At 70.7% G+C, this 22,639-nt stretch carries 23 protein-coding genes and 2 riboswitches; of the genes, 15 read left to right on the forward strand and 8 right to left on the reverse strand.

The window, feature by feature from the left end; all coding sequences use genetic code 11:
• The first annotated feature begins 133 nt into the window (after nucleotides 1-133).
• Nucleotides 134-940, forward strand: a complete 807-nt coding sequence (locus M1L60_RS27315) for an AfsR/SARP family transcriptional regulator (protein ID WP_253240389.1) — start codon at nucleotides 134-136, stop codon at nucleotides 938-940.
• A gap of 1 nt (nucleotide 941) precedes the next feature.
• Here M1L60_RS27315 and M1L60_RS27320 read toward each other — a convergent pair whose 3' ends face one another.
• Complete coding sequence (locus M1L60_RS27320; RefSeq protein WP_253240390.1) at nucleotides 942-1,163, reverse strand: hypothetical protein; 222 nt, start codon at nucleotides 1,161-1,163, stop codon at nucleotides 942-944.
• A gap of 225 nt (nucleotides 1,164-1,388) precedes the next feature.
• On the opposite strand from M1L60_RS27320, the gene M1L60_RS27325 reads away from it, so the two are divergent.
• On the forward strand, nucleotides 1,389-2,090 hold the full coding sequence (locus M1L60_RS27325) for a hypothetical protein (protein WP_253240391.1): 702 nt from the start codon (nucleotides 1,389-1,391) through the stop codon (nucleotides 2,088-2,090).
• 63 nt (nucleotides 2,091-2,153) lie between these two features.
• Nucleotides 2,154-4,601 carry a M36 family metallopeptidase gene (locus M1L60_RS27330; RefSeq protein ID WP_253240392.1) on the forward strand — a complete coding sequence of 816 codons (2,448 nt, stop codon included), beginning with the start codon at nucleotides 2,154-2,156 and terminating at the stop codon, nucleotides 4,599-4,601.
• Here M1L60_RS27330 and M1L60_RS27335 read toward each other — a convergent pair.
• Nucleotides 4,550-5,110, reverse strand: a complete 561-nt coding sequence (locus M1L60_RS27335; protein ID WP_253240393.1) for a hypothetical protein — start codon at nucleotides 5,108-5,110, stop codon at nucleotides 4,550-4,552. The genes M1L60_RS27330 and M1L60_RS27335 overlap by 52 nt on opposite strands.
• Before the next feature lie 35 nt (nucleotides 5,111-5,145).
• Nucleotides 5,146-5,955: a phytanoyl-CoA dioxygenase family protein gene (locus M1L60_RS27340; RefSeq protein ID WP_253240394.1), complete on the reverse strand. Its 810-nt coding sequence runs from the start codon at nucleotides 5,953-5,955 to the stop codon at nucleotides 5,146-5,148.
• Nucleotides 5,956-6,007: 52 nt separating this feature from the next.
• Between M1L60_RS27340 and M1L60_RS27345 the strand changes: the two genes are divergently transcribed.
• A complete protein-coding gene (locus M1L60_RS27345) occupies nucleotides 6,008-7,012 on the forward strand; it encodes a LacI family DNA-binding transcriptional regulator (protein WP_253240395.1) in 1,005 nt (334 codons plus the stop codon).
• Nucleotides 7,013-7,104: 92 nt separating this feature from the next.
• On the opposite strand, the gene M1L60_RS27350 is transcribed toward M1L60_RS27345, so the two are convergent.
• Nucleotides 7,105-8,013 (reverse strand): hypothetical protein, encoded by a 909-nt coding sequence (locus M1L60_RS27350; protein WP_253240396.1) that lies wholly within the window; start codon nucleotides 8,011-8,013, stop codon nucleotides 7,105-7,107.
• Between the two features lie 56 nt (nucleotides 8,014-8,069).
• Between M1L60_RS27350 and M1L60_RS27355 the strand changes: the two genes are divergently transcribed.
• Nucleotides 8,070-8,504, forward strand: coding sequence for a DoxX family protein (locus tag M1L60_RS27355; protein WP_253240397.1), 435 nt, complete (start codon nucleotides 8,070-8,072; stop codon nucleotides 8,502-8,504).
• Between the two features lie 27 nt (nucleotides 8,505-8,531).
• On the opposite strand, the gene M1L60_RS27360 is transcribed toward M1L60_RS27355, so the two are convergent.
• Together M1L60_RS27360 and M1L60_RS27365 are read right to left on the reverse strand one after the other, a co-directional pair.
• Nucleotides 8,532-8,684 carry a hypothetical protein gene (locus tag M1L60_RS27360; protein WP_253240398.1) on the reverse strand — a complete coding sequence of 51 codons (153 nt, stop codon included), beginning with the start codon at nucleotides 8,682-8,684 and terminating at the stop codon, nucleotides 8,532-8,534.
• 16 nt (nucleotides 8,685-8,700) lie between these two features.
• Entirely contained in the window at nucleotides 8,701-8,940 is a 240-nt protein-coding gene (locus M1L60_RS27365; RefSeq protein WP_253240399.1) for a sigma factor-like helix-turn-helix DNA-binding protein, read from the reverse strand.
• A 112-nt stretch (nucleotides 8,941-9,052) separates the two neighbouring features.
• Here M1L60_RS27365 and M1L60_RS27370 point away from each other — a divergent pair, with 112 nt between their 5' ends.
• A complete protein-coding gene (locus M1L60_RS27370; RefSeq protein ID WP_253240400.1) occupies nucleotides 9,053-9,787 on the forward strand; it encodes an SIMPL domain-containing protein in 735 nt (244 codons plus the stop codon).
• A gap of 71 nt (nucleotides 9,788-9,858) precedes the next feature.
• Here the strand turns inward: M1L60_RS27370 and M1L60_RS27375 are convergent, their stop codons facing one another.
• The gene (locus M1L60_RS27375) at nucleotides 9,859-10,746 is read right to left on the reverse strand and encodes an N-acetylglucosamine kinase (protein ID WP_253240401.1); all 888 of its coding nucleotides are present in this window, start codon (nucleotides 10,744-10,746) and stop codon (nucleotides 9,859-9,861) included.
• 95 nt (nucleotides 10,747-10,841) lie between these two features.
• Between M1L60_RS27375 and M1L60_RS27380 the strand changes: the two genes are divergently transcribed.
• From M1L60_RS27380 to M1L60_RS27415, 8 genes are all read left to right on the forward strand, one after another.
• A complete protein-coding gene (locus M1L60_RS27380) occupies nucleotides 10,842-11,759 on the forward strand; it encodes a MurR/RpiR family transcriptional regulator (protein WP_308208547.1) in 918 nt (305 codons plus the stop codon).
• On the forward strand, nucleotides 11,756-12,508 hold the full coding sequence (locus M1L60_RS27385) for a sugar isomerase domain-containing protein (protein ID WP_253240403.1): 753 nt from the start codon (nucleotides 11,756-11,758) through the stop codon (nucleotides 12,506-12,508). The genes M1L60_RS27380 and M1L60_RS27385 overlap by 4 nt, the downstream gene beginning before the upstream one ends.
• Before the next feature lie 87 nt (nucleotides 12,509-12,595).
• Complete coding sequence (gene ngcE, locus M1L60_RS27390; RefSeq protein ID WP_253240404.1) at nucleotides 12,596-13,939, forward strand: N-acetylglucosamine/diacetylchitobiose ABC transporter substrate-binding protein; 1,344 nt, start codon at nucleotides 12,596-12,598, stop codon at nucleotides 13,937-13,939.
• The gene (locus M1L60_RS27395) at nucleotides 13,939-14,829 is read left to right on the forward strand and encodes a carbohydrate ABC transporter permease (protein WP_253240405.1); all 891 of its coding nucleotides are present in this window, start codon (nucleotides 13,939-13,941) and stop codon (nucleotides 14,827-14,829) included. The genes ngcE and M1L60_RS27395 overlap by 1 nt, the downstream gene beginning before the upstream one ends.
• An 80-nt stretch (nucleotides 14,830-14,909) precedes the next feature.
• The gene (locus M1L60_RS27400; protein WP_253240406.1) at nucleotides 14,910-15,698 is read left to right on the forward strand and encodes a carbohydrate ABC transporter permease; all 789 of its coding nucleotides are present in this window, start codon (nucleotides 14,910-14,912) and stop codon (nucleotides 15,696-15,698) included.
• Between the two features lie 43 nt (nucleotides 15,699-15,741).
• Entirely contained in the window at nucleotides 15,742-16,935 is a 1,194-nt protein-coding gene (locus tag M1L60_RS27405) for a glycoside hydrolase family 16 protein (protein ID WP_253240407.1), read from the forward strand.
• 105 nt (nucleotides 16,936-17,040) lie between these two features.
• Nucleotides 17,041-17,134: riboswitch (glycine riboswitch) on the forward strand.
• Nucleotides 17,135-17,233, forward strand: a riboswitch (glycine riboswitch).
• 23 nt (nucleotides 17,234-17,256) lie between these two features.
• Nucleotides 17,257-18,585 carry an L-serine ammonia-lyase gene (locus M1L60_RS27410; protein WP_253240408.1) on the forward strand — a complete coding sequence of 443 codons (1,329 nt, stop codon included), beginning with the start codon at nucleotides 17,257-17,259 and terminating at the stop codon, nucleotides 18,583-18,585.
• 168 nt (nucleotides 18,586-18,753) lie between these two features.
• A complete protein-coding gene (locus tag M1L60_RS27415) occupies nucleotides 18,754-19,557 on the forward strand; it encodes a lysylphosphatidylglycerol synthase transmembrane domain-containing protein (protein WP_308208548.1) in 804 nt (267 codons plus the stop codon).
• A gap of 5 nt (nucleotides 19,558-19,562) precedes the next feature.
• On the opposite strand, the gene M1L60_RS27420 is transcribed toward M1L60_RS27415, so the two are convergent.
• Nucleotides 19,563-20,564 (reverse strand): tetratricopeptide repeat protein, encoded by a 1,002-nt coding sequence (locus M1L60_RS27420; protein ID WP_253240409.1) that lies wholly within the window; start codon nucleotides 20,562-20,564, stop codon nucleotides 19,563-19,565.
• A 155-nt stretch (nucleotides 20,565-20,719) separates the two neighbouring features.
• Here M1L60_RS27420 and M1L60_RS27425 point away from each other — a divergent pair, with 155 nt between their 5' ends.
• Nucleotides 20,720-22,636, forward strand: a complete 1,917-nt coding sequence (locus M1L60_RS27425; RefSeq protein WP_253240410.1) for a zinc metalloprotease — start codon at nucleotides 20,720-20,722, stop codon at nucleotides 22,634-22,636.
• The last annotated feature ends 3 nt before the right edge of the window (nucleotides 22,637-22,639 follow it).

A 22,639-nucleotide genomic window follows, 5' to 3' on the forward strand; every position in this document is an offset into this window, starting at 1 on the left:
CAAGCGCTTGCAGCTGGTGGAAGAGCTTGCAGCGATCTATGCATCTAGATGCCGATCGGACTGTCCCTGATCCGACCGCCCCAGGGACGCCGGGCGCTCGTAGCGTGGGGGGTGGCCGTCCCGGAGGTGCCGCATGGACGATCACGCCCGAATCAGCCTGCTGACAGCGGAGAAGCCGTGCTCGCTCCTCGCCGTCCACGTGCTCGGCCCGTTCCTGGTGACGCTGGACGGGGTGCCGGCCGGCCTCTGGCACGGCGGGCGCAACGAGTCCCTGTTCGCCTATCTGCTCACCCACCGTAACCCGTGGCCGTCCCGCGAGACGCTGATGCACGCCTTCTGGCCGGACTCCACCCCGGAGGCGGCCCGCAACAGCCTGAACGTCGCCCTGCACGGCCTGCGGCGGGCGCTGCGCACGGTGACCGATCGGCCGATCATCGTGTTGCGCGGCAACCGCTACGGCCTCGACCCGGCCGTGCGTCTCTGGCTCGACGTCGACGAGTTCGACCGGCACCTGCGGCAGGCCCGGCGGTTCCACCTGGCCGGTGAGTCGGACGCGGCGGTGCGGGAGTACGAGGTGGCCGACGGGCTGTACCGCGGTGATCTGCTGGCCGAGAGCCCGTACGAGGAATGGCCGTTGCTGCCCCGCGAGCAGTGGCGACTCGCCCACATCGACGCGCTCGACCACCTGAGCAGCCTGTCGTTCGCGGCCGGTCGGTACGCGGCGGCGGCGGGCCTCAGCGCCCGCGTCGTCGAGGGTGATCCCTGCCGGGAGGCGACCCATCGGCGGCTGATGGTCTGCCACAGCCGGCAGGGTCAGCCGCACCTCGCCCTGATCCAGCACCGGGTCTGCGCGGCCGCGCTGTGGCGGGACCTGGGCGTGGAGCCGAGCCCGGAGACGCAGGACCTCTACCAGCGCATCCGGCGGCACGAACCGGTCTGAGTCACGGCCAGCGGATGCCGTTGGCGTTCAGCCAGCGCAGCTCCCGCTCGGGTACGTCGCCGACGGGCCGGTCGTGACGCGCGCCCACGTGCACCACGCTGTCGTCGCCCGGCAGCAGGACGATCCGCTCGAAGCGGGGCGGCCAGCGCAGCAGCAACCGGCGTCCGCAGCTCGCGCAGTCCCACTCCTCGGAGCCGGTCTCGCCGGACTTCACCACCGTCATCTCGTGAGGAACCACTGTCGTCTCCCGGTCACTCGGCGCCCTCCCGGGGCCCGGGAGACGACAGAGTTCCCGCTGGAAGGCGCCCGCGAAACCTTCCGGGCGTGCCATTCGCTTAAGGCCGACGGGCCGCACGGCTAAGTGGCCGGGCGACGCCGATTAAGCGACCGCTGCAACAGTCGGGCCCGTCACGCCCCAGGGGCAGCACCACCTCGAGGAGGCTCCACCATGACCACGACCAAGGACGAGATCACCATGAGCGCCGGCACGGCCGCGCCGGCCGCACCGGTCGCCGAGCCGGCCCCGCCGCCGGTGCCGCCCGAACTGCTGGAGCGGGCCGGGGACACCGGTGAGGAACTGCTCGAGCGGTTCAAGACGGGCCTACAGAACCGGCGGGACGAGGAGGCCGAGCAGCGCCAGGCGCTCGCGCAGCAGCTGGGCCAGCCCCGCGTCGGACCGTACGTGGCGTTCGACCTGTACGCCTTCAGCCCGATCCAGTTCGGCGGGCCGCCGCCGTACCAGCCCAGCAAGATCATCGCGGCCGGCGAGTGGGCCGTCATCTACACGGTGATGTTCGTCAACCCGCAGGTCGACATCGCGAACGGGTTCGCCGTGCCGCCGACGACCCAGCTGAGGGGCCGCCGCTACCGGGTCACGATGGAGCAGGTGAACCTGACCAATGTGACCAACGGGCCGGACGACTTCCGGCCGGGCCGGTTCGTCGGCCCGGTCTCTCCGTTCACGCTGATCCCGTTCTGGTTCCGGGCCCCGTTCCCGGTCCGCAAGCCGCAGTTCTTCGAGGCCAACCTGGCCGTCGACATCATCGACGCCGGTCAGCCCTACGCGGCTTTCGCCAGCACGATCATCGACGTGGACTCGGGACGGGTCCAGGAGAACATTCCGCTGCGGTACCTCGTCTACCCGGAGTGATCGCCGACCGGGCGCCGTCGGTCACGGGCCGGCGGCGCCCGCCACCATGGCCAGGGAGGGACCATGAGCCGGGAAGTTGACCTTCGTAGCCCGGTCGCGGAGCCGGACGAGCAGCGCCTGCGGACGCTCGCGCGGACCGTCTCGGACCGCCTGCCCGGCGCGCAGACGGCCCGGGTGGCCGCGCTCGACCGGATGACCGGTAACGCGGCCCGCATCGAACTGACCAGCGGCGACGCCGAGCCGGGGAACTACGCCGCGCGGGCCCTGGCCCACCTGCGACTGGTCGAGCCGCTGCTCGGGCTGACCGCGGCCCAGCCGGCCGAATTCGTGCCCGACCCGGTCGTGCAGGCCACCGGGGCCGGCGCCCACACCGTCCACCTGCGGCAGCAGCACCAGGGGATCCGAGTGTTCCAGGCGGCCCAGGCGGTGGTCTTCGACCCGTCGGGCGCGCTGGCCTCGACCGCCGGCAGCACCGTCACCATCGACGAACCGCTGGACGCTGAACCGGGCGTACGGGTCGAGGATGCTGTGCTGGCCGCCGCCCGGCACGTGGCCCTTCCCGAACCCGACGAGCTCGGCCGGTACGACCAGTTCCAGGAGCCGTTCGATCCACCGGCGGTCGACCTGGACACCTTCGCACCGCGGGTCACGACCGTCCTCGACGGAGCCCAGGACCGTACGACCGTGCTGGACCCCGGGCCGTTCGCCGAGCCGATCACCGCGGCCCTGATCTGGTTCCCGCTGAGCCCCGGCGACACCCGGCTCGCCTGGCGGGTCACCCTCACCATGCCCGGCCACGTGCAGCGCTTCGTCGTGCTCGTGGACGCCCGCGACCGGGCCGTGCTCTACGCCCACCAGACCGTCCTGTCGGCGGCCGCGGTCGGCGACGTCTATCTGGTCGACGGCGGACGCGAGCGGCAGCGGATCGACTTCCCGCGGACCCTGACCGACTACGGGCTCGACGCGCCGCCCGGTCTGCCCGCCGGCTTCCCCGACCCGTGGCTGGCCGGCGAGGAGACCGCGGGCAACAACGTGGTCGCCCACCCGGGCGACGCGGGCCGGCCCGCGCGGGGCCGCCAGGACGACGGCCGGCTGACCTTCGCCCCCGAACCGGAGAGCGCCGATCAGCAGGTGCTGAACGCGTTCGCGCTCACCTGCTCGGCCCACGACTTCTTCTACCTGCTCGGCTTCACCGAGGCCGAGGGCAACTTCCAGCGCGATTCGCTGGGCCGGGGCGGGGCCGGATCCGACCCGGTGGACGCCCGCGTGTTCCCCGGCCCGGTGACCGGCACGGCCTCGATGGCCACCCCGGCCGACGGCCGCAGCCCGGTGCTCCGGCTCGGTCTGGTCAGCCGGACCGGCCGGCACACCGCGCTGGACGCGACGGTCGTCTTCCACGAGTTCAGCCACGGCGTGACCAACCGGTTGGTCGGCGGCGGCCTGGACACGCACGCGCTGGACGAACCCCAGAGCGCCGGCATGGGCGAGGGCTGGGGCGACTTCTTCGCCTGCCTCCACACGGGGACCGACGTCGTCGCGGCCTGGGTCGTGGACCGGCCGGTCGGCATCCGCGGCCACCGCTACGACGACAAGCATCCCGGTCACTTCGGCCGGCTCGGCATCGAGTACCGGGAGGTGCACGAGGTCGGCGAGATCTGGTGCGCCACCCTGATGGAGATGACCCGCCGGCTCGAGTCCGACCAGCTCGCGCTGCGTCTGGTGATGGATGCGCTGAAGCTCTCCCGGGCCAACCCGAGCTTCCTGGACATGCGCGACTCCATCCTCGCCGCGCTGTCCGACCTGCGGACGGCCGGGCGGCTGTCGGCCGACCGGCACACCGAGGCCCAGCGGGCTGTCTGGGGCGCGTTCGCGCGGTTCGGCATGGGCCCGGCCGCCCGTTCGTTCGGCGCCCGCCTGCAGGGGATCGGGACCGACTTCACGACCCCGGCCGACCCGGTCCCGGCGGCCCATCCGGTCCCGGCGGCCGAGCAGGTCCGGCCGATCTATCTGGTCACTCTGGTGCTCGACGCCGAGGGGGAGGTGCGGGAGCAGCACGTGGCGCAGGCCGACGGCGAGCCCGGCGTCAGTACGACGCTGCCCGACGGCGGCCGTCAGGTGCAGTACTTCGTGGAGACCGCCGAGCCGGTGACGGTGGACGGTCCGGCGCCGGCCGGTCTCGCCCTGGAGGTGGCGGACCTGCGCTTCGCCTCGGCCACGAGCGCTCCGGGGGCCGGGCCGGACCGCCTGACCGCGACCATGACCTTTGCGCTCACCGGGTCACCCGGCGCCCACTACCTCGCCCACGTGGTCGCGACCTCGGCCGACACCTCGGAGACCAAGGTCGTCGCCACCTCGTTCGGCCGCCTGCCGGCCGACACCACCGCGGGCGAGACGACGATGGAGTTCCCGGCCCCGGCCCCGGGCCGCTACCAACTGCTGGGCGGCATCATCGTGGCCCCCTACGAGGTGCTGGGAGTCGCCTCCGGCCCGTCGCTGCGGGTGGTGCCCTGAGTGGTGAAGGTGATGAACGTGTCGGGTGGCCGTGAGTCCGGGGCGGGTCCGTCGTGGATGCGCCAGCGGTCGCCCGCCACCTCGGTGGCGATGCGGGACCAGAAGGCTTCGACGCCCGGGTTGTAGCGCTGGAAGCCGATCTCCCAGCGGCCGGGGGCCCGGGCGATCATCTGGAGGGCGGCTTCGCGGCCGACGCCGGTGCGACGCAGGGATCGTACGACGAAGAAGGCGTTGACCGAGGTGCCGTCCCCGTCGGCCGGGCCGGTCAGGAGGAAGCCCGCGGTGTGGCCGGCCGCGGTGATCAGCCAGGCCCGCCGCCGTGAATCGTCGGCCAGGCGGAAGCGGTCGAGCTCGCGGAAGTTGAAGCTGCCGTCGGCGTTCGGCAGCAGCCCGAAGGAGTCGGACAGGTCGTACCGGAAGAGCTGGCCCAGATTGTCGAGGACGGCCTGGTCGCCGCGCTCGAGCGGCCTCAGCGTGACGGGGTGGGACGGCGGTCGGGGCGGTTTCACGGCTTCCCAAGGCATCCCGGCAGCGTGCCACGCGCTCAGGCGTCGCCCATGACGAGGCCCTCGATCGTGTGTTTCTGGGTGATCGGGGTCAGCTCGTCGACGATCGGGCAGTGCAGGTGGTCCTGGACCAGCGGGGGGAGGGAATCCCAGTAGGCGCGGGTGACGGCCATGGCGTGCTTGTCGCGGTTGGTGCCGTCGGGGGCGTCCACGCCGAGGACCAGCACCGGGCGCGACTTCTGCGACTTGTTGGCGGTGCCGCGGTGGATCGTGAGGGCCGAGCGGGCCGAGATGTCGCCGCGCTGGGGGTATTTGCGCACGGCCAGCTGGTTGTAGCGGTCGTAGTGCGTCCGCGGCGGGAACATGGCGTGGCCGAACTCGGGGCTGTCGTCGAACTGGGTGCCCGGCGCGATCTCGAACGGGCCCATGTCGTCGGTGGTGTCGACGCCGGTGAGGTTGAAGGCCAGCGAGTCGAGGCGACGCTCGTCGCGGGTGACGGCGGGCATCGGGAAGTCGCGGTGCCACGGCTGGTTGACCGCGCCGGCGAACGGGATGTCGAAACCGAGCTCGACGATCTCGTAGGCCGGGCCGAGCACCGACGTGCAGACGGCGACCAGCCACGGGTGGGTCACCAGGTCGACGAAGCCGCGCAGCTGCTCGGGGTGGATCTCGACGTAGTAGCGCTTCGGGCCGCGGCCCACGGCGCCGCCCTCGCGGTTGATGGCCTCGGCGAACGCGACTTCGATGTCCTCGCGCATGGTGTCGGCCCACTTGGGGCTGAACGCGCCCTTGCGCGCGGTGATGCCGTCGCGGTAGATCGTGTCGGCTTCATTGATGAAAGTCCTCATGAAGCTCATGTTGCAACGTGGCATGCCACGTTGCAAGTCCTAGGATGAGCGCGTGAGCGTCAATTTGCGACAGGTGGCCGAGCGCGCGGGCGTCTCGGTGCGCACGGTGTCCAACGTGGTGTCCGGCTTCGCGCTGGTCGCCCCCGCGACCCGCGAGCGCGTGCAGCGGGTGATCGACGAGCTGGGCTACAAGCCGAACGCCGCGGCCCGGCACCTGCGCGGCGGCCGATCGGGGCTGGTCGCGCTGGTGCTGCCCGAGATGGCGTCGCCCTACTTCGGCGAACTGGCCGGCCTGCTGGCCGACCGGGCCGAGGCGTACGCGTGGACGCTGCTGGTGCAGCAGACCGGCGGGGACGCCGGCCGGGAAAGGGAACTGCTCGACGGCGTACGCGCCCAGGCCGTCGACGGTTTGATCATGAGCCCGTGGGGATTGTCGCCGAGCGATCTGACCCGCCGGCCCGGCAGCGCCCCACTGGTGCTGCTGGGTGAGCAGGACGCCGGCGGCCTGCTCGACCACGTCGCGATCGACAACGTGGACGCCGCCACCGAGACGACCCGGCACCTGATCGCCACCGGCCGGCGTCGCATCGCCGCCATCGGCCTGCAACCGCACCTGGTCAACGGCACTGCCGCCCGCCGCGCCGAGGGCTACCGCCGAGCGCTGGCCGAGGCCGGGCTGCCCGCGCTCGAGGTCCCGGTCGAGCGTCTGCACCGGGCCGACGGGGCGGCCGCGATGACCCGGCTGCACCATTCCGGGGCCGAGGTCGACGCCGTCTTCTGTTTCAGCGACCAGTTGGCCCTGGGCGCATTGCACGTGGCCCTGTCGCGTGGCCTCAACGTGCCCGGGGATCTGGCTGTGGCCGGCTTCGACGACATCGAGGACGGCCGGTTCGCCCACCCGGCGCTCACGACGATCGCGCCCGACAAGCCGGCCCTGGCCGACGCTGCCCTGAAATGCCTGTCCGACCGTCTGGCCGACGTCCACGCCGAGCCGAAACGCCTGGTCGTGGCCCACCGACTCGAGATCCGGGCCAGCACTGCCGCGCGCACCTCTTGAGTTTGTCAAGCTGGCCCAACGCCGCCCTACCTGCTCGGCCGAACGATCCGCTTCGTCACGATCGCCCTGGCCCCCACCTGGTCCGCTGACGGTCAGGCGGCGACGCGTGGTTGTTCCGCGGCCTCGCGAAGGCCGCGTCCGAGGGACGTTTCTCGCAGGGCCCGGGCCAGGATCAGGCCGACCGGGATGGCCAGGACGATCAGCACGAGATCCTCGTCGCCGGGCTGGACGGCCGGGTTGGCGGCCAGCCAGGTGAACGGCCGGCCGATCGGCAGCAGGATGGTGACCAGGGTGAATGTCAGGAACAACGCCGGCAGCGCGATGGCCGTCACGAAATAACCGCCGCCGATCAGCAGCACCGTGAGGGCCAGGACGGCCAGCCACCGGAACCCGCTCGGCTGGGGGACGGCGAGGCGCAGCACCCACGGCGCCGCCGCGGCCAGCGCCGCGATCACCACGGTCGTGCCGGCCGAATGCCGTCCGGCGGCCGCCGTGACCGCGATCAGGGCCAGCAGCGAACCGACCGCCGCGCTGCCCAGGTTCAGGCCGGTCTCGACATCGGTCGGTGACTCGGTGGCCGTGGCCACCCCGGCCGCGACCGCCGCCATGATCGACACCGTGAACAGGACGGACGGATCCGGCTCGTCCGCCACCGCCCTGACGACAGCGCAGCCGGCCGCCGCGACCAGGCCCGCCCCGACGGCCAGCGCCACCCCACCGGAATAGCCGGCCCGGTCCAGACCGACATCGACGGCCAGCCCGGCCAGTCCACCGACGGCCGCGCCCCAGGTGGCCCGGCGGCTCCCGCGGCCGAGGGTGATCAACACCAGAACCAGGGCGAGCAGCGCACCCCAGCGCAGCTCCCGCCCCCAGTAGATGTTGTTGCCACCTTCCGCCGCGGGCGGCGTGAACAGGGCGACGCCGACTGCCCACACCACCGCCGAGGCGACGGCCAGCACCGGAAGGACGAACCGCCGAGCCGCGTCGCGGGAAAGCATCATGGCGCCAGACGCTACCGAACGGGCGCCAGAATCCAGGACCGAGCACAATGCCGGGAGTGATCGAGCGGAAAGAGGCGGCCATGTGGCGGGCGGCGGGGCAGGTTCTTCTGGGCGCGGTCCTGCTGTTCACCGGCACGGGCCATCTGACCTTCGCCCGTACGGAATTCCAGGCCCAGGTCCCGGCCTGGATCCCGATCGACGAGAACGTCGTCGTGATCGCCTCGGGCGTGGTCGAGCTGCTTCTCGCGCTGGCCTTGCTCGCCACCTGGCGGCAGCCCGCCCGGGCCGTCGTGGGCGCGCTGACGGCCGTGTTCTTCGTGGCGATCCTGCCCGGCAACATCGCGCAGTTCACCGAGCACCAGAACGGCTTCGGCCTCGACACCGACGCGGCCCGCGCGATCCGCCTGCTGTTCCAACCCGTACTCGTCGTCTGGGCCCTGGTCGTCACCAGCGCTGTCCCCGTCCTGCGGTCGCTGCGCCGGAGGCCATGAACGCGCTGTGCCGGTGAGGGCCTGCTTTCAGCACCCGGGCCAAAGCGGGCGTCCCGCCCCGGTGCGGCCCGATGCGGCGTCGGACTCGGCGATCCGGAAACCGAACTCCTCGAGTTCGCCGAGAACGGCGGTGGCCGCGGTGAGCAGTCGAGGACCCTGTGGATCCCCCGTCGGATCCATGGGGGCAGCGTATCGATCAGCGTGTGTTCGTGGTGGTCAGCATTTCGGAGAGGTGGCGCATCGCGTGGTAGAGGTGGGCCTTGGCCGCGTCGGGGGAGAGGCCCAGGGTCCGGGCGGCCTCGGTGGTGGTGCGGTGGCGGAAGTAGGTGGCGACCAGGATCTCGCGGTGGTGGGGCTGGAGCTTGCGCAGCAGCAGGTCGGCCGGTGGCCGCGACGATCTGCGGTTCCGGGCGGGGTCGGCCTGGGTGATGGGCATGTCTTTCACTGTGGTCACCGGGCGGGGCGGACTCCAGTGAGCACCTGCGGCGTAGTCGCCCGGTCACAGGGGGATGCGGGGCTTTTGCTAACCGGACATATACCCTGAAAGAATGAGAAAGCACTCAAGACCCGTGGCCGTCGTTCTGGCCGCTGCCGTCGCGCTGTCGTCGGTGGTCGCCGGGGGTACGGCGTACGCCTCGAGCGGCGCCGCGGCCGAGCAGTTGTGGGAGAGCGTGACCGTCACCGGTCAGGGCGAGTCGTTCGGCCGGCCGGACCGGCTCGACGCCAGCTTCGCCGTCGAGACCAGCTCGGCCACCGTGGCCGACGCCCTGAAGAAGACCAGCACGGCCGCCGTCCGTATGCGCGACGCGCTGGTCAAGGGCGGGGTGGCCAAGGCCGACCTGCAGACGTCGAACGTCAGCATCAACGCCACGCGCAAGGACGACGGGGCGATCACCGGCTACACCGTCAACCAGGGCCTCACCGCCAAGATCCGCGACCTGAAGCAGGGTGGCGCGCTCATCTCGGCCGCCGTGTCGGCCGGTGGTGACGCGGCCCGGCTCAACGGCACGTCGTTCGCCATCGAGGACGACTCCGCCCTGCTCGCCGCGGCCCGCAAGAAGGCGTTCGCCGACGCGAAGCGCAAGGCCGGCCTGTACGCGCGGGAGGCGGGCCGCCCGCTGGGCCGCGTCGTGAAGGTCAGCGAGGGCGGCCCGGTCCAGTGGGGACAGGGCGGATCGCACAAGTTCGCCTCGGACGACGCGGCCGTGCCGCTCGAGCCCGGCCGCCAGAGCCTGACCGTCAGCGTGACAGTGGAATGGATGCTCGACCCGGCAGCGAAGTAGCCACAACGCGGCCCGGCGTGTCGGCACGCCGGGCCGGTGGTGGTCCGTCTCGAAGATCGGCGCGCCGGACGCTACCGGCCTTCCGCCACCCCGCCCACGCGGGCGGCCAGGCGGGCGGCGCCGGCGGCCGGGTCGGTGCTGGTGAAGGTCTCGACGCCGCGAGCCCGCAACAAAGAGCGCACTTCGTCGCGTACGGGTGTGTGGTGGGTCAGGAGGCTGCCGGCCAGCACGACCGGGCCGTCGGTGGCCAGCTCGTCGAGCGACCGCACCAGCTTCTCGGCGGCGGACGACGTGATCGCGCGGGCCAGCGGATCGGCGTCCCGCGCCCGCGCGCACACCAGTGGAGCCAGCGCGTCGATCTCGGCGAACGGCAGGTGTTGAGCCCAGGCGACCAGGGCGTCCGACGAGACCGCTCCGACCTGCGCGGCGACCGCGGCTGCGAAGGGTGACGACCACCGGCGTACGGCAATGCGCAGTGCTTCCAGGCCGATCCAGCGCCCCGATCCGAAGTCGCCCAGCAACCACCCGTTGCCGTCCACTGTGCGCACCACCCGTTCGCCGTCGACCTCGGCCGCTATGGCGCCGGTGCCCGCGATCAGCACCGCGCCCGCCGAGGCCGGCGTTCCGGCCGCGAAGGCCGTCACCACGTCGCCGACGACCACCATCGGTCCGGTCAGACCCAGAGACTTCCAAGCGTTTTCGTACGGTGCGAGTCCTTCGGCCGAGGCCAGGCAACTCGTCCCGGCGATGCCGAGCACGCCCCGGGCGACCCGCGACGGCGCAACCGATCCGAGCGCCTCGCGCAGGGCGGTGCCCATGGCGCCGGCCGCCGCCTCGAAACCGACCGTCAACGGGTTGCCCGGGCCCGCCGCGCCGCGGCCGACGATCGAGCCCGCCGCCGTGGCCACGACGGCCCGGGTCGAGGTGCCGCCCGCGTCCACGCCCACCACCAGGTCCATGGGAGGGATCGAAACATAGGAAACAGTTATTGACTAGAGGCGTCCGCGGTCGTAATTTTCATCAACAACAGCCATTGATGAAAAGGATGACCGACGTGACGGGTGAGAGCGGAGGCCTGCTCGGGCGGCTGCGCATCGAGGGACCGCAGATGCCGGAGGCCCTGGCGCGCATCGCCGAGACGATTATGGCCGATCCGGAGACGGCGGCCCATGCGAGCATCGTCGACCTGGCCGAACGGTCCGGCACCTCGACCGCGACCGTCACCCGGTTCAGCCGCACGCTGGGCTTCAAGGGCTACGCCAACCTGCGGGTGGCCATCGCCACCGAGACCGGGCGGGCCGAGCAGGCGCGGTGGGAGACCGACATCAGCGGCGACATCGCCCCCGGGGATCCGCTGACCGACGTGCTGGCCGTGGTCACCGCGGCCGACACCCGGGCCATCCAGGACACCGCGGCCGGCCTCGACGTGGCCGCGGTCGAGCAGGTGGCGGCCGCGATCGCCGAGGCCAAGCGGGTCGAGATCTTCGGGCTGGGCTCGAGCGGCACGTCGGCCCGCGAGATGGCGTTCCGGCTCGAGCGCATCCGCGTGCCGGTCTGGCACCGCACGGATTCGCACACCGCGCTGACCAACGCCGCGCTGACGCTGCCGGGTGACGTGGCCATCGGCTTGAGCCACTCCGGGCGTACGCGGGAAGTGATCGAGACGCTGGCCGAGGCGGCCGATCATGGCGCGCTGACCGTCGCCGTGACGAGTTTCAGCCGCTCGCCGCTGGCCGAGGTGGCCGACATCGTCTTCACCACCGCGGTGCAGGAGACGACGTTCCGGCTGGCCGCTCTGTCCGCGCTGCACTCGCAACTGCTGGTGCTCGACACGATCTATGTCGCGGTCGCCCAGCGCACCTACGAGCGGACCGCCGACGCGCTGGAACTGACCGTGCGCGCGGTCGACGCCCACCGACTGCCCGAGAAGATCCCGTCCCGCAAGCGCGGGCGTTCGAAAGGACAGCCGTGAGCGTCACCAGCAATGACTACCTGGCCGCCGTGAGAAGAGCCGTCGAACGTGTCGGCGGCGGTCAGGACGAGCAGAAACAGCAGGCGGCCGATCTCCTGGCCGAGGCCGTCGGCAACGGGGGAGTGATCCAGGCCTTCGGGTGCGGGCACTCCGAGGCCCTGGCCATGGAGATCGCCGGCCGGGCGGGGGGACTGGTCCCGACCAACCGGATCGCCCTGCGCGACATCGTCCTCTACGGCGGCGAGCCCCTCGAGGCACTCGCCGACCCCACCGTCGAACGCAACCCGGAGGTCGCCCACCGGCTGTACGAGCTGGCCCCGATCAAGCCGGACGACGTGTTCGTGATCGCCTCCAACTCCGGCATCAACGGCGCCGTTGTCGAGATGGCGCTGCTGGTCAAGGAGCGCGGGCACAAGCTCGTGGCGATCACCTCGGCCGAGCACTCGGCCGGGGTGACGAGCCGGCATCCGAGCGGGCGCAAGCTCGGCGAGATCGCGGACGTGGTGCTCGACAACGGGGCCCCGTACGGCGACGCGACCTTGCCGCTGCCGGGCGGGGGCGCCGTGGGGGCGGTCTCGTCGATCACCGCGGCCCTGCTGGCCCAGCAGATCGTCACCGAGGTGGTCGCGCGGCTGCTCGCCGCCGGGATCACCCCGCCCGTCTACCTGTCGGACAACGTGCCCGGCGGTAAGGAACACAACGCAGAGATCGAGGCGCGGTACGCCGGGCGCATCCGGCGCACCGCATAGGAGGCAGAGCCCGTCATGAACCCTGATTCCCAGGTCAGACCCTATCCCACCCGACGAACGATCTTGAAGTCAGCTGCAGTTCTCTCGGTGCCGGCATTAGGTGGCTGTGTCACCGCCGGTAAAGAGTCAGGTGAGACGAAGGCCGGCGGCGCCGAGAAGACGGCCGAGAACCCACTCGGGGTCAAGGCCGACGCCCCGCTCGAGGTGGTCGTCTTCAAGGGCGGGTACGGCGACGAGTACGCGGTGAAGGCCGAGGCGACCTACCAGCAGAAGTATCCGCAGGCCAAGATCGACCACAAGGGCCTGCAGAAGGTCGGCGAGGCCATGCAGCCCCGGTTCGTGGCCGGCACCCCGCCCGACGTCGTCGACAACACCGGCGCCGGACGGCTCGACATCGCCACGCTGGTCAGCGCCAACCAGGTGACCGACCTGGCCGACCTGCTCGACGCGCCCAGCCTCGACCAGCCCGGCAAGAAGGTGCGCGACACGTTGCTGCCGGGCGTGGTCGACGACGGCACGTTCGCCGGCAAGACCGTGGCGCTCAATTTCACGTACACGGTGTGGGGTCTCTGGTATTCGAAGTCGCTGTTCGCCGACCGCGGCTGGACGTACCCCAAGACCTGGGACGAGATGGTCGCGCTGTGCGCCGAGATCAAGAAGGCCGGCGTCGCCCCCTGGACCTACCAGGGCAAATACCCGGAGTACATCAACGACCCGCTGCTCTCGATGGCGGCCAAGGCGGGCGGGGCCGACCTGGTCAAGGCGGTCGACAACCTGCAGCCGGGCGCGTGGAAGCAGGACGGGCTCGTGCAGGCGGCCACCGCGTTCGCCGAGCTGGCCGGGCAGGGTTACCTGATGAGCGGCTCCGAGGCGCTGTCGCACACCGAGGCCCAGGCCGCGTGGTGCCAGAAGAAGGCGGCGTTCATCCCGTGCGGCTCCTGGCTCGAGGCCGAGCAGAAGGGGGTCGCGCCGGCCGGTTTCGACATGGTCATGGGCACGGTGCCGGCCCGCTCGTCGTCGGACAAGCTGCCGGTGACCGCGGTGCAGGCCGCCAGCAGCGAGTCGTTCCTGGTGCCGGCCAAGGCCAAGAACGCCGCCGGCGGTCAGGAGTACCTGCGCATCCTGTTCTCGAAGCAGTCGGCCACCGCGTTCGCCGAGGCCAACAGCACTCTGCCCGCGGTAGCCGGGGCCACCGACGGGCTCACCCTCTCGTCGGGGCTGGGCTCGGTGCGCGACGCGGTCACGGCGGCCGGTTCCGACACCTTCACCTATCGATTCCGTACGTGGTACGCGCCCCTCGCCAAGGCCGTGGACGACGCGACGGGGGAGCTGGTGAACAAGCGGATCAGCCCGGCCGACTGGTCGACCCGGATCCAGAAGGCGGCCGACGCGGTGGCCAAGGACTCGTCCGTCACGAAGTTCACCCGCTGATGAAGCACGGCCGCTGGCGGTTCCTGCTCGGCGCGCTGGTGCCGGCCCTGGTGCTGCACGTCGTCTTCGTGCTGTCGCCGTACGCGCAGGCGTTCTGGCTGTCGCTGACCGACTGGACCGGGGTGGCCGGCGAGGCGCAGTTCGTCGGGGCGGACAACTACGTCCGCCTCGGCGGCGACTCCCTGTTTCTCGACGCGGTGCGCAACAACGCCCTGCTGCTCATCGTGGTGCCGCTGGTGACTATTGCCATCGGGCTGTTCCTGGCCTCGATGCTGCGCACGTCGTCGCCCCGGCTCGGGCAGGGCTACCGGATCGTCTACTTCTTTCCGCAGTTGCTGTCGCTCGTGGTGATCGCGGTGTTGTGGGGGTTCGTCTACAACCCGAACACGGGACTGCTCAATTCGGGGTTGCGGGCGATCGGACTGGGCGGGCTGGCCCATTCGTGGCTGGCCGAGCCGGCGTTCGCGCTGATCGCGGTGATGGCGGTGCTGGTCTGGTCGTCGGTCGGGTTCTATGTCGTGCTGTTCAGCGCGGCCATCGAGGGGATTCCGCGGGAATTGTTCGAGGCGGCTCTGCTCGACGGGGCCGGCAAGTGGGCGACGTTCTTCCGGGTCACGCTGCCGCTCGTCCGGGAGTCGGTGCAGGTGGCGTTCGTCTATCTGGGGATCGCGGCCCTTGACGCCTTTGCCGTCGTGCAGGTCATGACGGTGGGGCCGGGTGGGCCCGATGGAGCGACCGAAGTCATCGGGCTCTCGCTTTATCGGACGGCCTTCACGTACGGGAAGTTCGGTTATGCGTCGGCCATGGGGGTGGCGCTTTTCTTCGCCACGTTGACATTGGCCGTGCTTGCTCTTCGGTCGGGCCGTAAGGAAAGGCTGGAGTTGGCATGACGCTGTTGCAAACCCGGCCCTCCGTTGATGCGCCGGCGCCTGTGGTTATCAAACGGACAAATCCTCTTCCGGGTCTGGCGATGTTCTGCTGGGCCGTGGTGACGGCGTTGCCGCTGCTGTGGGCTGTGATCAGCTCGTTCAAGACGGACGACGAGATCTTGAACTCGCCGTGGTCGCTGCCCGCGTCGCCGCAGTGGGACAACTGGGCGCGGGCCTGGACGGCGGCCAGCATCGGGCGCTATTTCCTCAACAGTCTGATCGTCGTCGGCTCGGCCCTCGTGCTCACGATGCTGCTGGGTTCCCTGGTGGCGTACGCGCTGGCCCGTTATGAATTTCGCGGCAACCGGGCGATCTATTACACGTTCGTCGCGGCCATGTTCTTCCCCGTTTTTCTGGCGCTGGTGCCATTGTTCTTCGTGGTGCAGCAACTGGGCCTGCTGGGCACCTACGCCGGACTGATCCTCGTCTACACCGCGTACGCCGTGCCTTTCACGGTTTTCTTTCTGCATTCGTTCTTCCGTACGCTGCCGAGTGAGATCGCCGAGGCCGCGTTCCTCGACGGCTGCTCGCACGGCGCCGTCTTCTTCCGAGTCATGCTGCCGCTGGCCCGGCCGGGCCTGGTCGCGGTCGGCATCTTCAATTTCCTCGGGCTCTGGAACCAGTATCTGCTGCCGCTGGTTCTCAACCCCGACCCGGACCGGTACGTCCTGGCGCAGGGTCTGGCCGCCCTGTCGGTCAGCCAGGGGTATCGCAGCGACTGGAGCGGCCTGTTCGCCGGCTTGACCATTGCCATGCTGCCGGTGCTCATCGCCTATGTCGCGTTCCAACGGCACATCCGCGCCGGAATGACCGCCGGCGCGGTCAAGTAGTTCCCCCTCGTCCCCTCTTATTGATCGTGGGAGGAGTCTGCTCGTGAGAATCGACAGACGTAAATTCGCCGCCTTGTTGGTGGCCGCGCTTTCCGGGGTGGGCGCCGTTGCCCTGGCCTCGGAATCCGCCTCGGCCGCCGACTGCGGCTACCTGTTCGACGACTTCAGCTACAGCTCGTCGTCCGACCCCGCACTGACCGCCAACGGCTGGACACCCCGCAGCTACCAGGGCGGCCCGGGTGTCCCCGGGGCCAACTGGTCGCCGTCCAGCATCTCGTTCCCCACCAACAACGGTCAGAAGGTCATGCAGTTGACCGCCTCGACCGACGGCACCGCGGCCGGCACCAATCACGCCGAGCTCTATTCGACCCAGAAGCGCTACCTGGAGGGCACCTACGCCAGCCGGGTCCGTTTCACCGACACGCCGGTCAGCGGCAACGACGGCGACCACATCAACCAGACGTTCTTCACGATCAGCCCGCTCAACGGCGACCTCGACCCCACCTACAGCGAGCTCGACATCAGCGAATACCTGCCCAACGGCGGGTGGGGCGAGCAGGGCCCGATCAACTACCAGACGACCTGGTACACCTATCGCAACGAGCCTTGGTACGCCGACAACCTGCATTCCGAGCAGCGGAGCTCGCTGGACGGGTGGCACGACCTGGTGGCCCAGGTGGCCAACGGGCACGTCGTCTACTACATCGACGGCGTGCAGGTCGGCGATCACGGTGGCAAGTTCTTCCCGCGCCAGACGATGACCATCAACTGGAACCTGTGGTTCATCGACACGGCCACCCACACGGGTGGGCTCTCGACCTACATCCAGCAGGTCGACTGGGTGTTGTTCGCCAAGAACCAGGTGCTGTCGCCGGCCCAGGTGACCTCGCGGACCGGCGGTTACCGGACGGCGGGCAGCACGTTCGTCGACACGGTGGCCTCGACCGGCGGGTGCACGAACAACCCACCGACGACGCCACCGACCACCCCGCCCACGACACCTCCGACGACCCCGCCCACCACGCCGCCGCCGGGCACCGGCTGCAGCGACGCGCCGAACTGGGCCTTCTCGTCGGTTTACACCGGCGGCAACCTGGTGAAGCACGAGAAGAGCAAGTTCGGCGACCCGAGCGGGCCCAAGTCCGGTGACGGCGTGCACCTGTGGCGCGCCCGCTACTGGACCCAGGGCTCGGAACCGGGCTGGACCGAGCAGTGGCAGGACCTCGGCCGCTGCTGACGCGTTAACCTGATGGAAGCGGGGTCTTCGGGCCCCGCTTCCGCACGCGATCTTGACCCGTTCACCGGGACGTCGATAGCTTTCGTCACACAACTGAACAGCCACTTGACCGCCGCGGGAGAGTCTCCGCCTTCCGCGGGGCGCCGAAGGAGCAACTTCTCCCTCAGAATCTCTCAGGCATCCGTACCGCGATGGTCAGGCAACTCTGGAAAGCCGGGTCTACTGGCCCGCGCCCAAGGTGCAAATCGGTGCTCGGCGTGCCGATGAAGCTCTCAGGCCCCATGACAGAGCGAGGGAGCCACCTCTCGAAGGAGCTTCCGCATGGCTGTGTCCGTTTTCGACCTGTTCTCCGTGGGTATCGGCCCGTCCAGCTCGCACACCGTCGGCCCGATGCGCGCGGCCGCCATGTTCGCCCGCAAGCTGGACGACCGGACCGCCTCGGTGCGGGCCGAGCTGTTCGGCTCGCTGGGTGCGACCGGGCACGGACACGGCACCCCGAAGGCGGTGCTGCTCGGGCTCGAGGGCTCGGACCCGGAGACGGTGGATGTCGCGGCGGCCGACGATCGGGCCGCTGAGATCAACAGCCGAGGCCTGCTGACGCTGCCCTGCGGCACGGACGTCGAGGTCGACGTGGTGCTGCACCGGCGGCGCACGCTCCCGGGCCACCCCAACGGCATGACGTTCACCGCCCTCGACCCTTCGGGCGCGTCGATCTTGAGCAAGACGTACTACTCGGTCGGCGGCGGATTCGTCATCTCGGAGGGCGGCGTGCTGCGGCCGGCGGCCGTCGAACTGACCCATTCGTTCGCGAGCGGTGATGATCTGCTGGCCCTGACGACGTCGACCGGGTTGTCGATCTCGCGGCTGATGCTCGAGAACGAGACGGCCTGGCGCTCGCCCGACGAGGTGCGGTCGGGGCTGCTGAACATCTGGCGGGTCATGCAGGAGTGCGTGGCGGCCGGGCTCGATGCCGAGGGCGTGCTGCCGGGCGGGCTCAAGGTGCGCCGGCGGGCGGCGGCCACGGCCCGGCAGTTGCGGGCGGCCGGGCGCGCTCCGGAGCACGCGATGGAGTGGCTCACCGCGTACGCCATGGCCGTGAACGAGGAGAACGCGGCCGGCGGCCGGGTCGTGACCGCGCCCACCAACGGCGCGGCCGGCATCATCCCGGCCGTCTTGCACTACTACCTGCGGTTCGTGCCCGGCGCCGACGACGAGGGAGTGGTGCGCTTCCTGCTGGCGGCGGGCGCGATCGGCCTGCTGTTCAAGGAGAACGCCTCGATCTCGGGGGCCGAGGTCGGCTGTCAGGGCGAGGTCGGCTCGGCCTGCGCGATGGCCGCGGCCGGACTGGCCGAGGTGCTGGGCGGCACCCCCGAGCAGGTCGAGAACGCGGCCGAGATCGGCATGGAACACAACCTGGGCCTGACCTGCGACCCGGTCGGCGGCCTGGTGCAGATCCCGTGCATCGAGCGCAACGGCATGGCCGCGGTCAAGGCGGTCACGGCGGCTCGCATGGCCCTGCGCGGCGACGGCCGCCACCACGTCTCCCTCGACAAGGTCATCAAGACCATGAAGGAGACCGGGGCCGACATGAAGGTCAAATACAAGGAAACCGCCCGCGGCGGCCTGGCCGTCAACGTCATCGAGTGCTGACCGGCCGGGGTCAGCGCCCGGGGCTGTGAGTGTTCGGCCAGTGTTCGTGACTCGAACATCACAGTAAGTGGCCGAGGTTGATCGCGTTTGCCAGGATCACGACGTGCCTCGTACCCGACCTGAGCTGCGAAGGCCCGCGGGCGTGCGGACGCCCGGCAGCAGCGGCAGATCTTCCAGGCTTTCGGCGTACGGCTGGGAGCGCGCTTCACCATGGCCGTGACCATGTCCCGGACCGCGATCTCGATCTCGATGCCGGTCGGCTCCGCGGTCTCGGCCGGCTACGCGGGCCGGCAGTACGTGCGGGCCGGCGCCTCCAAAGAGATCGCGGCCGCCTCGATGATCGTCTCCGGGCTGGCCTCGATCGGCGGGCTGGCCCTGCTCTACGTGGCCGGCGGCGCGGCCGTGCTGACCCGCGATCCGGGCCTGCTGGCCGGGCCGGAGCCGCTGATCGTGATCGGTGGTCTGGTCACCCTGACGGCGGGGGCGGTCGTCGGCGGCCGCCGGCTGATGCGCCGGCCGGTCGAGTCCGGGTCCGAACGCCCGCAGGCCCTCGTGCGCCGCGTGCTCGCCTCGGCCCGCGAGGCCTGGCAGGCCGGGGCCGCCCTGCGCGCCCGCGAGTGGGTGGTCGGGGTGCTCCACTACGCCGTCAACTGGCTCACCGACCTGCTGTGCCTGGTTGCCGCCTGCCGGGCCGTCGGGTTGCCGGTCGGCATCACCACCCTGGCCGGCATCTATCTGGGCGTACAGATCGTCCGCCAGGTCCCGCTGACCCCGGGCGGCGTCGGCGTGATCGACACAGCCCTGGTCGCCGGCCTGACCGCGGCCGGAGCCACCGCCGTCACCGCTGCCGCCGCGGTGCTCATCTACCGTCTGATCTCGTGCTGGCTCCTGCTGCCGGCCGGCGGGATCGCGGCCCTCTGGCTGCGCCGCGACCTGAAGCCGGCCGAGTCCACGCCCACCGGTCGCGGCTGAGCCGCTCAGGACTGTTTTCGGCGGCGGTGGGCAGCCTTGCCGCGGGGGCCGTCGGGGCGGGGCATGCCGCCCATCCGGATCAGGACGCCGCGGCGGGTCTCGGCGGCCGCCCGGGTCCGGGGGTGGCTCGCACCGAGGGCGCCGACCAGGCGGTCGACCGTGTCGTCGAGCAGCTTGCGGGCGGGGAGCAGGGCGCCCGCGGCGATCAGCGCGCGGGACAACTCGTGGGCGCAGCGCAGGGTGTCGGGGTGGTCCGAGCCGAGCACGTCGCGCCAGCCTTTGTGCAGTTCGGCGGCGATGGTGCGAGCGGGACGGGCCTTGCCCCGGTGCAGCAGGCTCTCGACCAGACGGCAGGCGGCGGTGCGTAGTGCCTCGTCGGTGCTGTGGGCAGCGTCCGAGGCGATCAGGTGCGGGGCCAAGGCGGCCCAGCGGGACCAGGTCGCCGAGGCCTCGACGTCGTCGGGAACGGCCGCGGCGACCAGTTCACCGGCGTACGCCCGGCAGACCTCGGTGGCCGCGCGGCCCAGGTCGTCGCACACTGCCGTCCGTACGGAATCGGGAATCAACAGGCCGTCGGGGCCGCGCCGGGCCAGGCCGGGCTCGATCAGGGCCGCCACCAGGCCGTTGAACTGCATCGGGGCGACCCCGCCGAGCGGCCGCGGCAGCCGGCGCAGCGACCGGGTGAACACGTCGACCGGCACCGGCGCCTCGTGCAGCACAGCGCACAGGCAGAGCAGCTGGGCCGCCGCGGGATTCTCGTCACCCAGCGACTCGATGGCCGCACCGACGTCGACCGGAACCGGCGCCGGCTCGCGCTGGCGGGGCACGTCCCGTGCGGCCTCGTCGGCCTGCTGCCGGCGCAGCCGGGCCCCGAGGGACCGGCCGTCGGGCGGGTCGTCGTCACCGGGCCGGGGAACGGGCACGGTGGGCTGTGCGGTGGCCGGGACGGGCTCGGGCGCCCCCATGACGGCAACCTCCTCGGGCGGTGCGGGATGCGCGTACGTCATGGGTTTATAGCGGCCGGGGCGGGCGTCCGGCGGCCTGTCCACCTATCGAGTGACAGAAATGCCCTGTTCGGGGAGCCGGGTTCCCGGCGGCCGGTCCGGAGCCCGTCTGTTCACAGGGCCTTCCCATCGGCCGTCGGCGATGGTTACGTGTCCGCATGAGACGGAGAGGCGCCTTCATCGCATTGATGGTCGCCGCACTGGTCGGGGCGTCCGCCACCCCGTCCGGGGCCGCGGCTCCCGCATACCGTTATCACTTCCTGAATCCGGGCGGTCAGCCCAGACTGACCGAGACGGTGCCGGTCAATGTCGTGTTCCTCGGCTACGAGCCGGGCCAGGTCGGTAAGGCGGCCTTCACGGGCGAGCTCGCCAAGAAATACGAGCCGGTGGTCCGGTCGCGGCTCTCCTACGACGTGGTCGAAAAGCTCGGCATCACCTACAAATATGACTACAAGCTCAAATACACCGATCGTGCGTACGAGGACAAGTTCTTCCAACAGCTCTCGAAGCTGGCCAAGCCGGCCCCGCTGACGCAGTACCAGACGGCCTACAACGCGCAGCCCGAGGGCGTTCTCGACGTCACCGCCAACCACACGATCGACGGCCCCAGCGTCGAGAAGTGGCTGGCCTTCCACCCACCGGCCGGTGTGGACACCCGGCGCAACACCGTCTTCTTCATCAACTGGTACGGGCGGGCCGACTTCAAGTTCCACGTGTACACCAAGACCGGCGAGCCCGACCCTGACACCGGCTACGACTTCGGCGCCAACCGCGAGAGCCGCAAGATGATCGCCTGGGGTGGCACCACGGCCGACGACGAGGAGAACGGTCTGGGCGCCACCCGCCGGGTCTGGTTCCACGACCTGTCGGCCGGGCCCGAGGCCAAGACGGTGAACTACGACGTCACCAACCCCGACGTCGACGGGGACGACGAGCCCGACTACCGCATGCCGCCGATCTGGGAGTACCGGGCGGGCGGCTTCCGCGCACCGGGCGCTCTGGCCGGCGACCTCGGCAAGATCACTCGTTACGTGGCGCTCAACCTGCTGATGACGACCTCCCCGCTCTACCCGGTCGAGCTGCCGACGGCCGAGCCCCCGCGGTCGATCAACATCGACAGCAACACGTACGAGGGCTGGCCGGGTGTCGACGCCTCGCGGCAGTACATGACGCCGAGGCTGGTCGTCGACGAGCTTTCCGAGCTGCGCTGGCGCAACAAGCTCGACTACGACAACCAGGACTTCGCCCTCGACACCAAGAACCGCCAGTGCTACGACGGGTTCGAGGCCGGCGTGAGCTGCTATCCCGACAGCGGCCTGCCGTCGGACGCCAACCTGTTCCTCTACAACCGCGACAACCTGGCCCGCACCAAGGACGACGGTCGCAAGGTCGACTACGAGCTGCCCGTCTTCAACTACGTGCTCCCGCCGGACGTCGATCCGTCGCTGCTCGGCTTCGCCGACGACGACTGGGCCACCGGCGACCAGTCGTACGTGTTCAACTTCCTCTCCCAGAGCATCGTCGAGAGCGGCTACGGGCTGAGCACGACGACCATCCACGAGGTCGGTCACCATCTGGGTCTGTCGCATCCGCACGACGGGTACGACAGCGAGACCGGGACCGACTACGGGCCCTCGGGAGCCACCTTCTTCGTCTGGGTGGGCGACGAGAGCAACTCGATGATGAGCTACATCGACGTCAACTGGGACTTCTCGCAGTTCGACCGCGACAACAGCGACCGCTTCCTGACCGCCGCGTACTGGGAGGCGGCCAACCGGCTCGCCGCCACCGTTCCGGCCGGTAAGGCGGGCAAGGTGCGGGGCGACCTGACCAAGGCCGACGCGCTGCTCGGCCTGTCCAAGGCGGCCTTCGCGAAGCACGAGTACCGGGCGGCGTACGCGCTGGCCGACTCGGCCTACGGCAAGGTCGTCGCGGCCGCCAAGAAGGCCGGGGTCGACCCGAACTCGGCCGCCAAGGCCATGGCCGCTGAGGCGCAGGCCGACCGCGGAAAGTCCGATCTGCACAGTCCGCACGAGTTCATCGACACCCTCGAAGGTCCGCGCGCCCTGCCGTGACGG

Origin of the sequence: Paractinoplanes aksuensis (assembly GCF_024137025.1) — a bacterium.
Taxonomy (GTDB): domain Bacteria; phylum Actinomycetota; class Actinomycetes; order Mycobacteriales; family Micromonosporaceae; genus Actinoplanes; species Actinoplanes aksuensis.

Coding starts and splice junctions, on each gene's coding strand:
- M1L60_RS27375 (WP_253240401.1), bottom strand. CDS start 10,746: ATGGACCTGGTGGTGGGCGTGGACGCGGGCGGCACCTCGACCCGGGCC.
- M1L60_RS27365 (WP_253240399.1), bottom strand. CDS start 8,940: ATGCCCATCACCCAGGCCGACCCCGCCCGGAACCGCAGATCGTCGCGG.
- M1L60_RS27340 (WP_253240394.1), bottom strand. CDS start 5,955: ATGAGGACTTTCATCAATGAAGCCGACACGATCTACCGCGACGGCATC.
- M1L60_RS27400 (WP_253240406.1), top strand. CDS start 14,910: ATGTTCTGCTGGGCCGTGGTGACGGCGTTGCCGCTGCTGTGGGCTGTG.
- M1L60_RS27320 (WP_253240390.1), bottom strand. CDS start 1,163: ATGACGGTGGTGAAGTCCGGCGAGACCGGCTCCGAGGAGTGGGACTGC.
- M1L60_RS27330 (WP_253240392.1), top strand. CDS start 2,154: ATGAGCCGGGAAGTTGACCTTCGTAGCCCGGTCGCGGAGCCGGACGAG.
- M1L60_RS27410 (WP_253240408.1), top strand. CDS start 17,257: ATGGCTGTGTCCGTTTTCGACCTGTTCTCCGTGGGTATCGGCCCGTCC.
- M1L60_RS27315 (WP_253240389.1), top strand. CDS start 134: ATGGACGATCACGCCCGAATCAGCCTGCTGACAGCGGAGAAGCCGTGC.
- M1L60_RS27395 (WP_253240405.1), top strand. CDS start 13,939: ATGAAGCACGGCCGCTGGCGGTTCCTGCTCGGCGCGCTGGTGCCGGCC.
- M1L60_RS27370 (WP_253240400.1), top strand. CDS start 9,053: ATGAGAAAGCACTCAAGACCCGTGGCCGTCGTTCTGGCCGCTGCCGTC.
- M1L60_RS27350 (WP_253240396.1), bottom strand. CDS start 8,013: ATGATGCTTTCCCGCGACGCGGCTCGGCGGTTCGTCCTTCCGGTGCTG.
- M1L60_RS27425 (WP_253240410.1), top strand. CDS start 20,720: ATGAGACGGAGAGGCGCCTTCATCGCATTGATGGTCGCCGCACTGGTC.
- M1L60_RS27325 (WP_253240391.1), top strand. CDS start 1,389: ATGACCACGACCAAGGACGAGATCACCATGAGCGCCGGCACGGCCGCG.
- M1L60_RS27420 (WP_253240409.1), bottom strand. CDS start 20,564: ATGACGTACGCGCATCCCGCACCGCCCGAGGAGGTTGCCGTCATGGGG.
- M1L60_RS27360 (WP_253240398.1), bottom strand. CDS start 8,684: ATGGATCCGACGGGGGATCCACAGGGTCCTCGACTGCTCACCGCGGCC.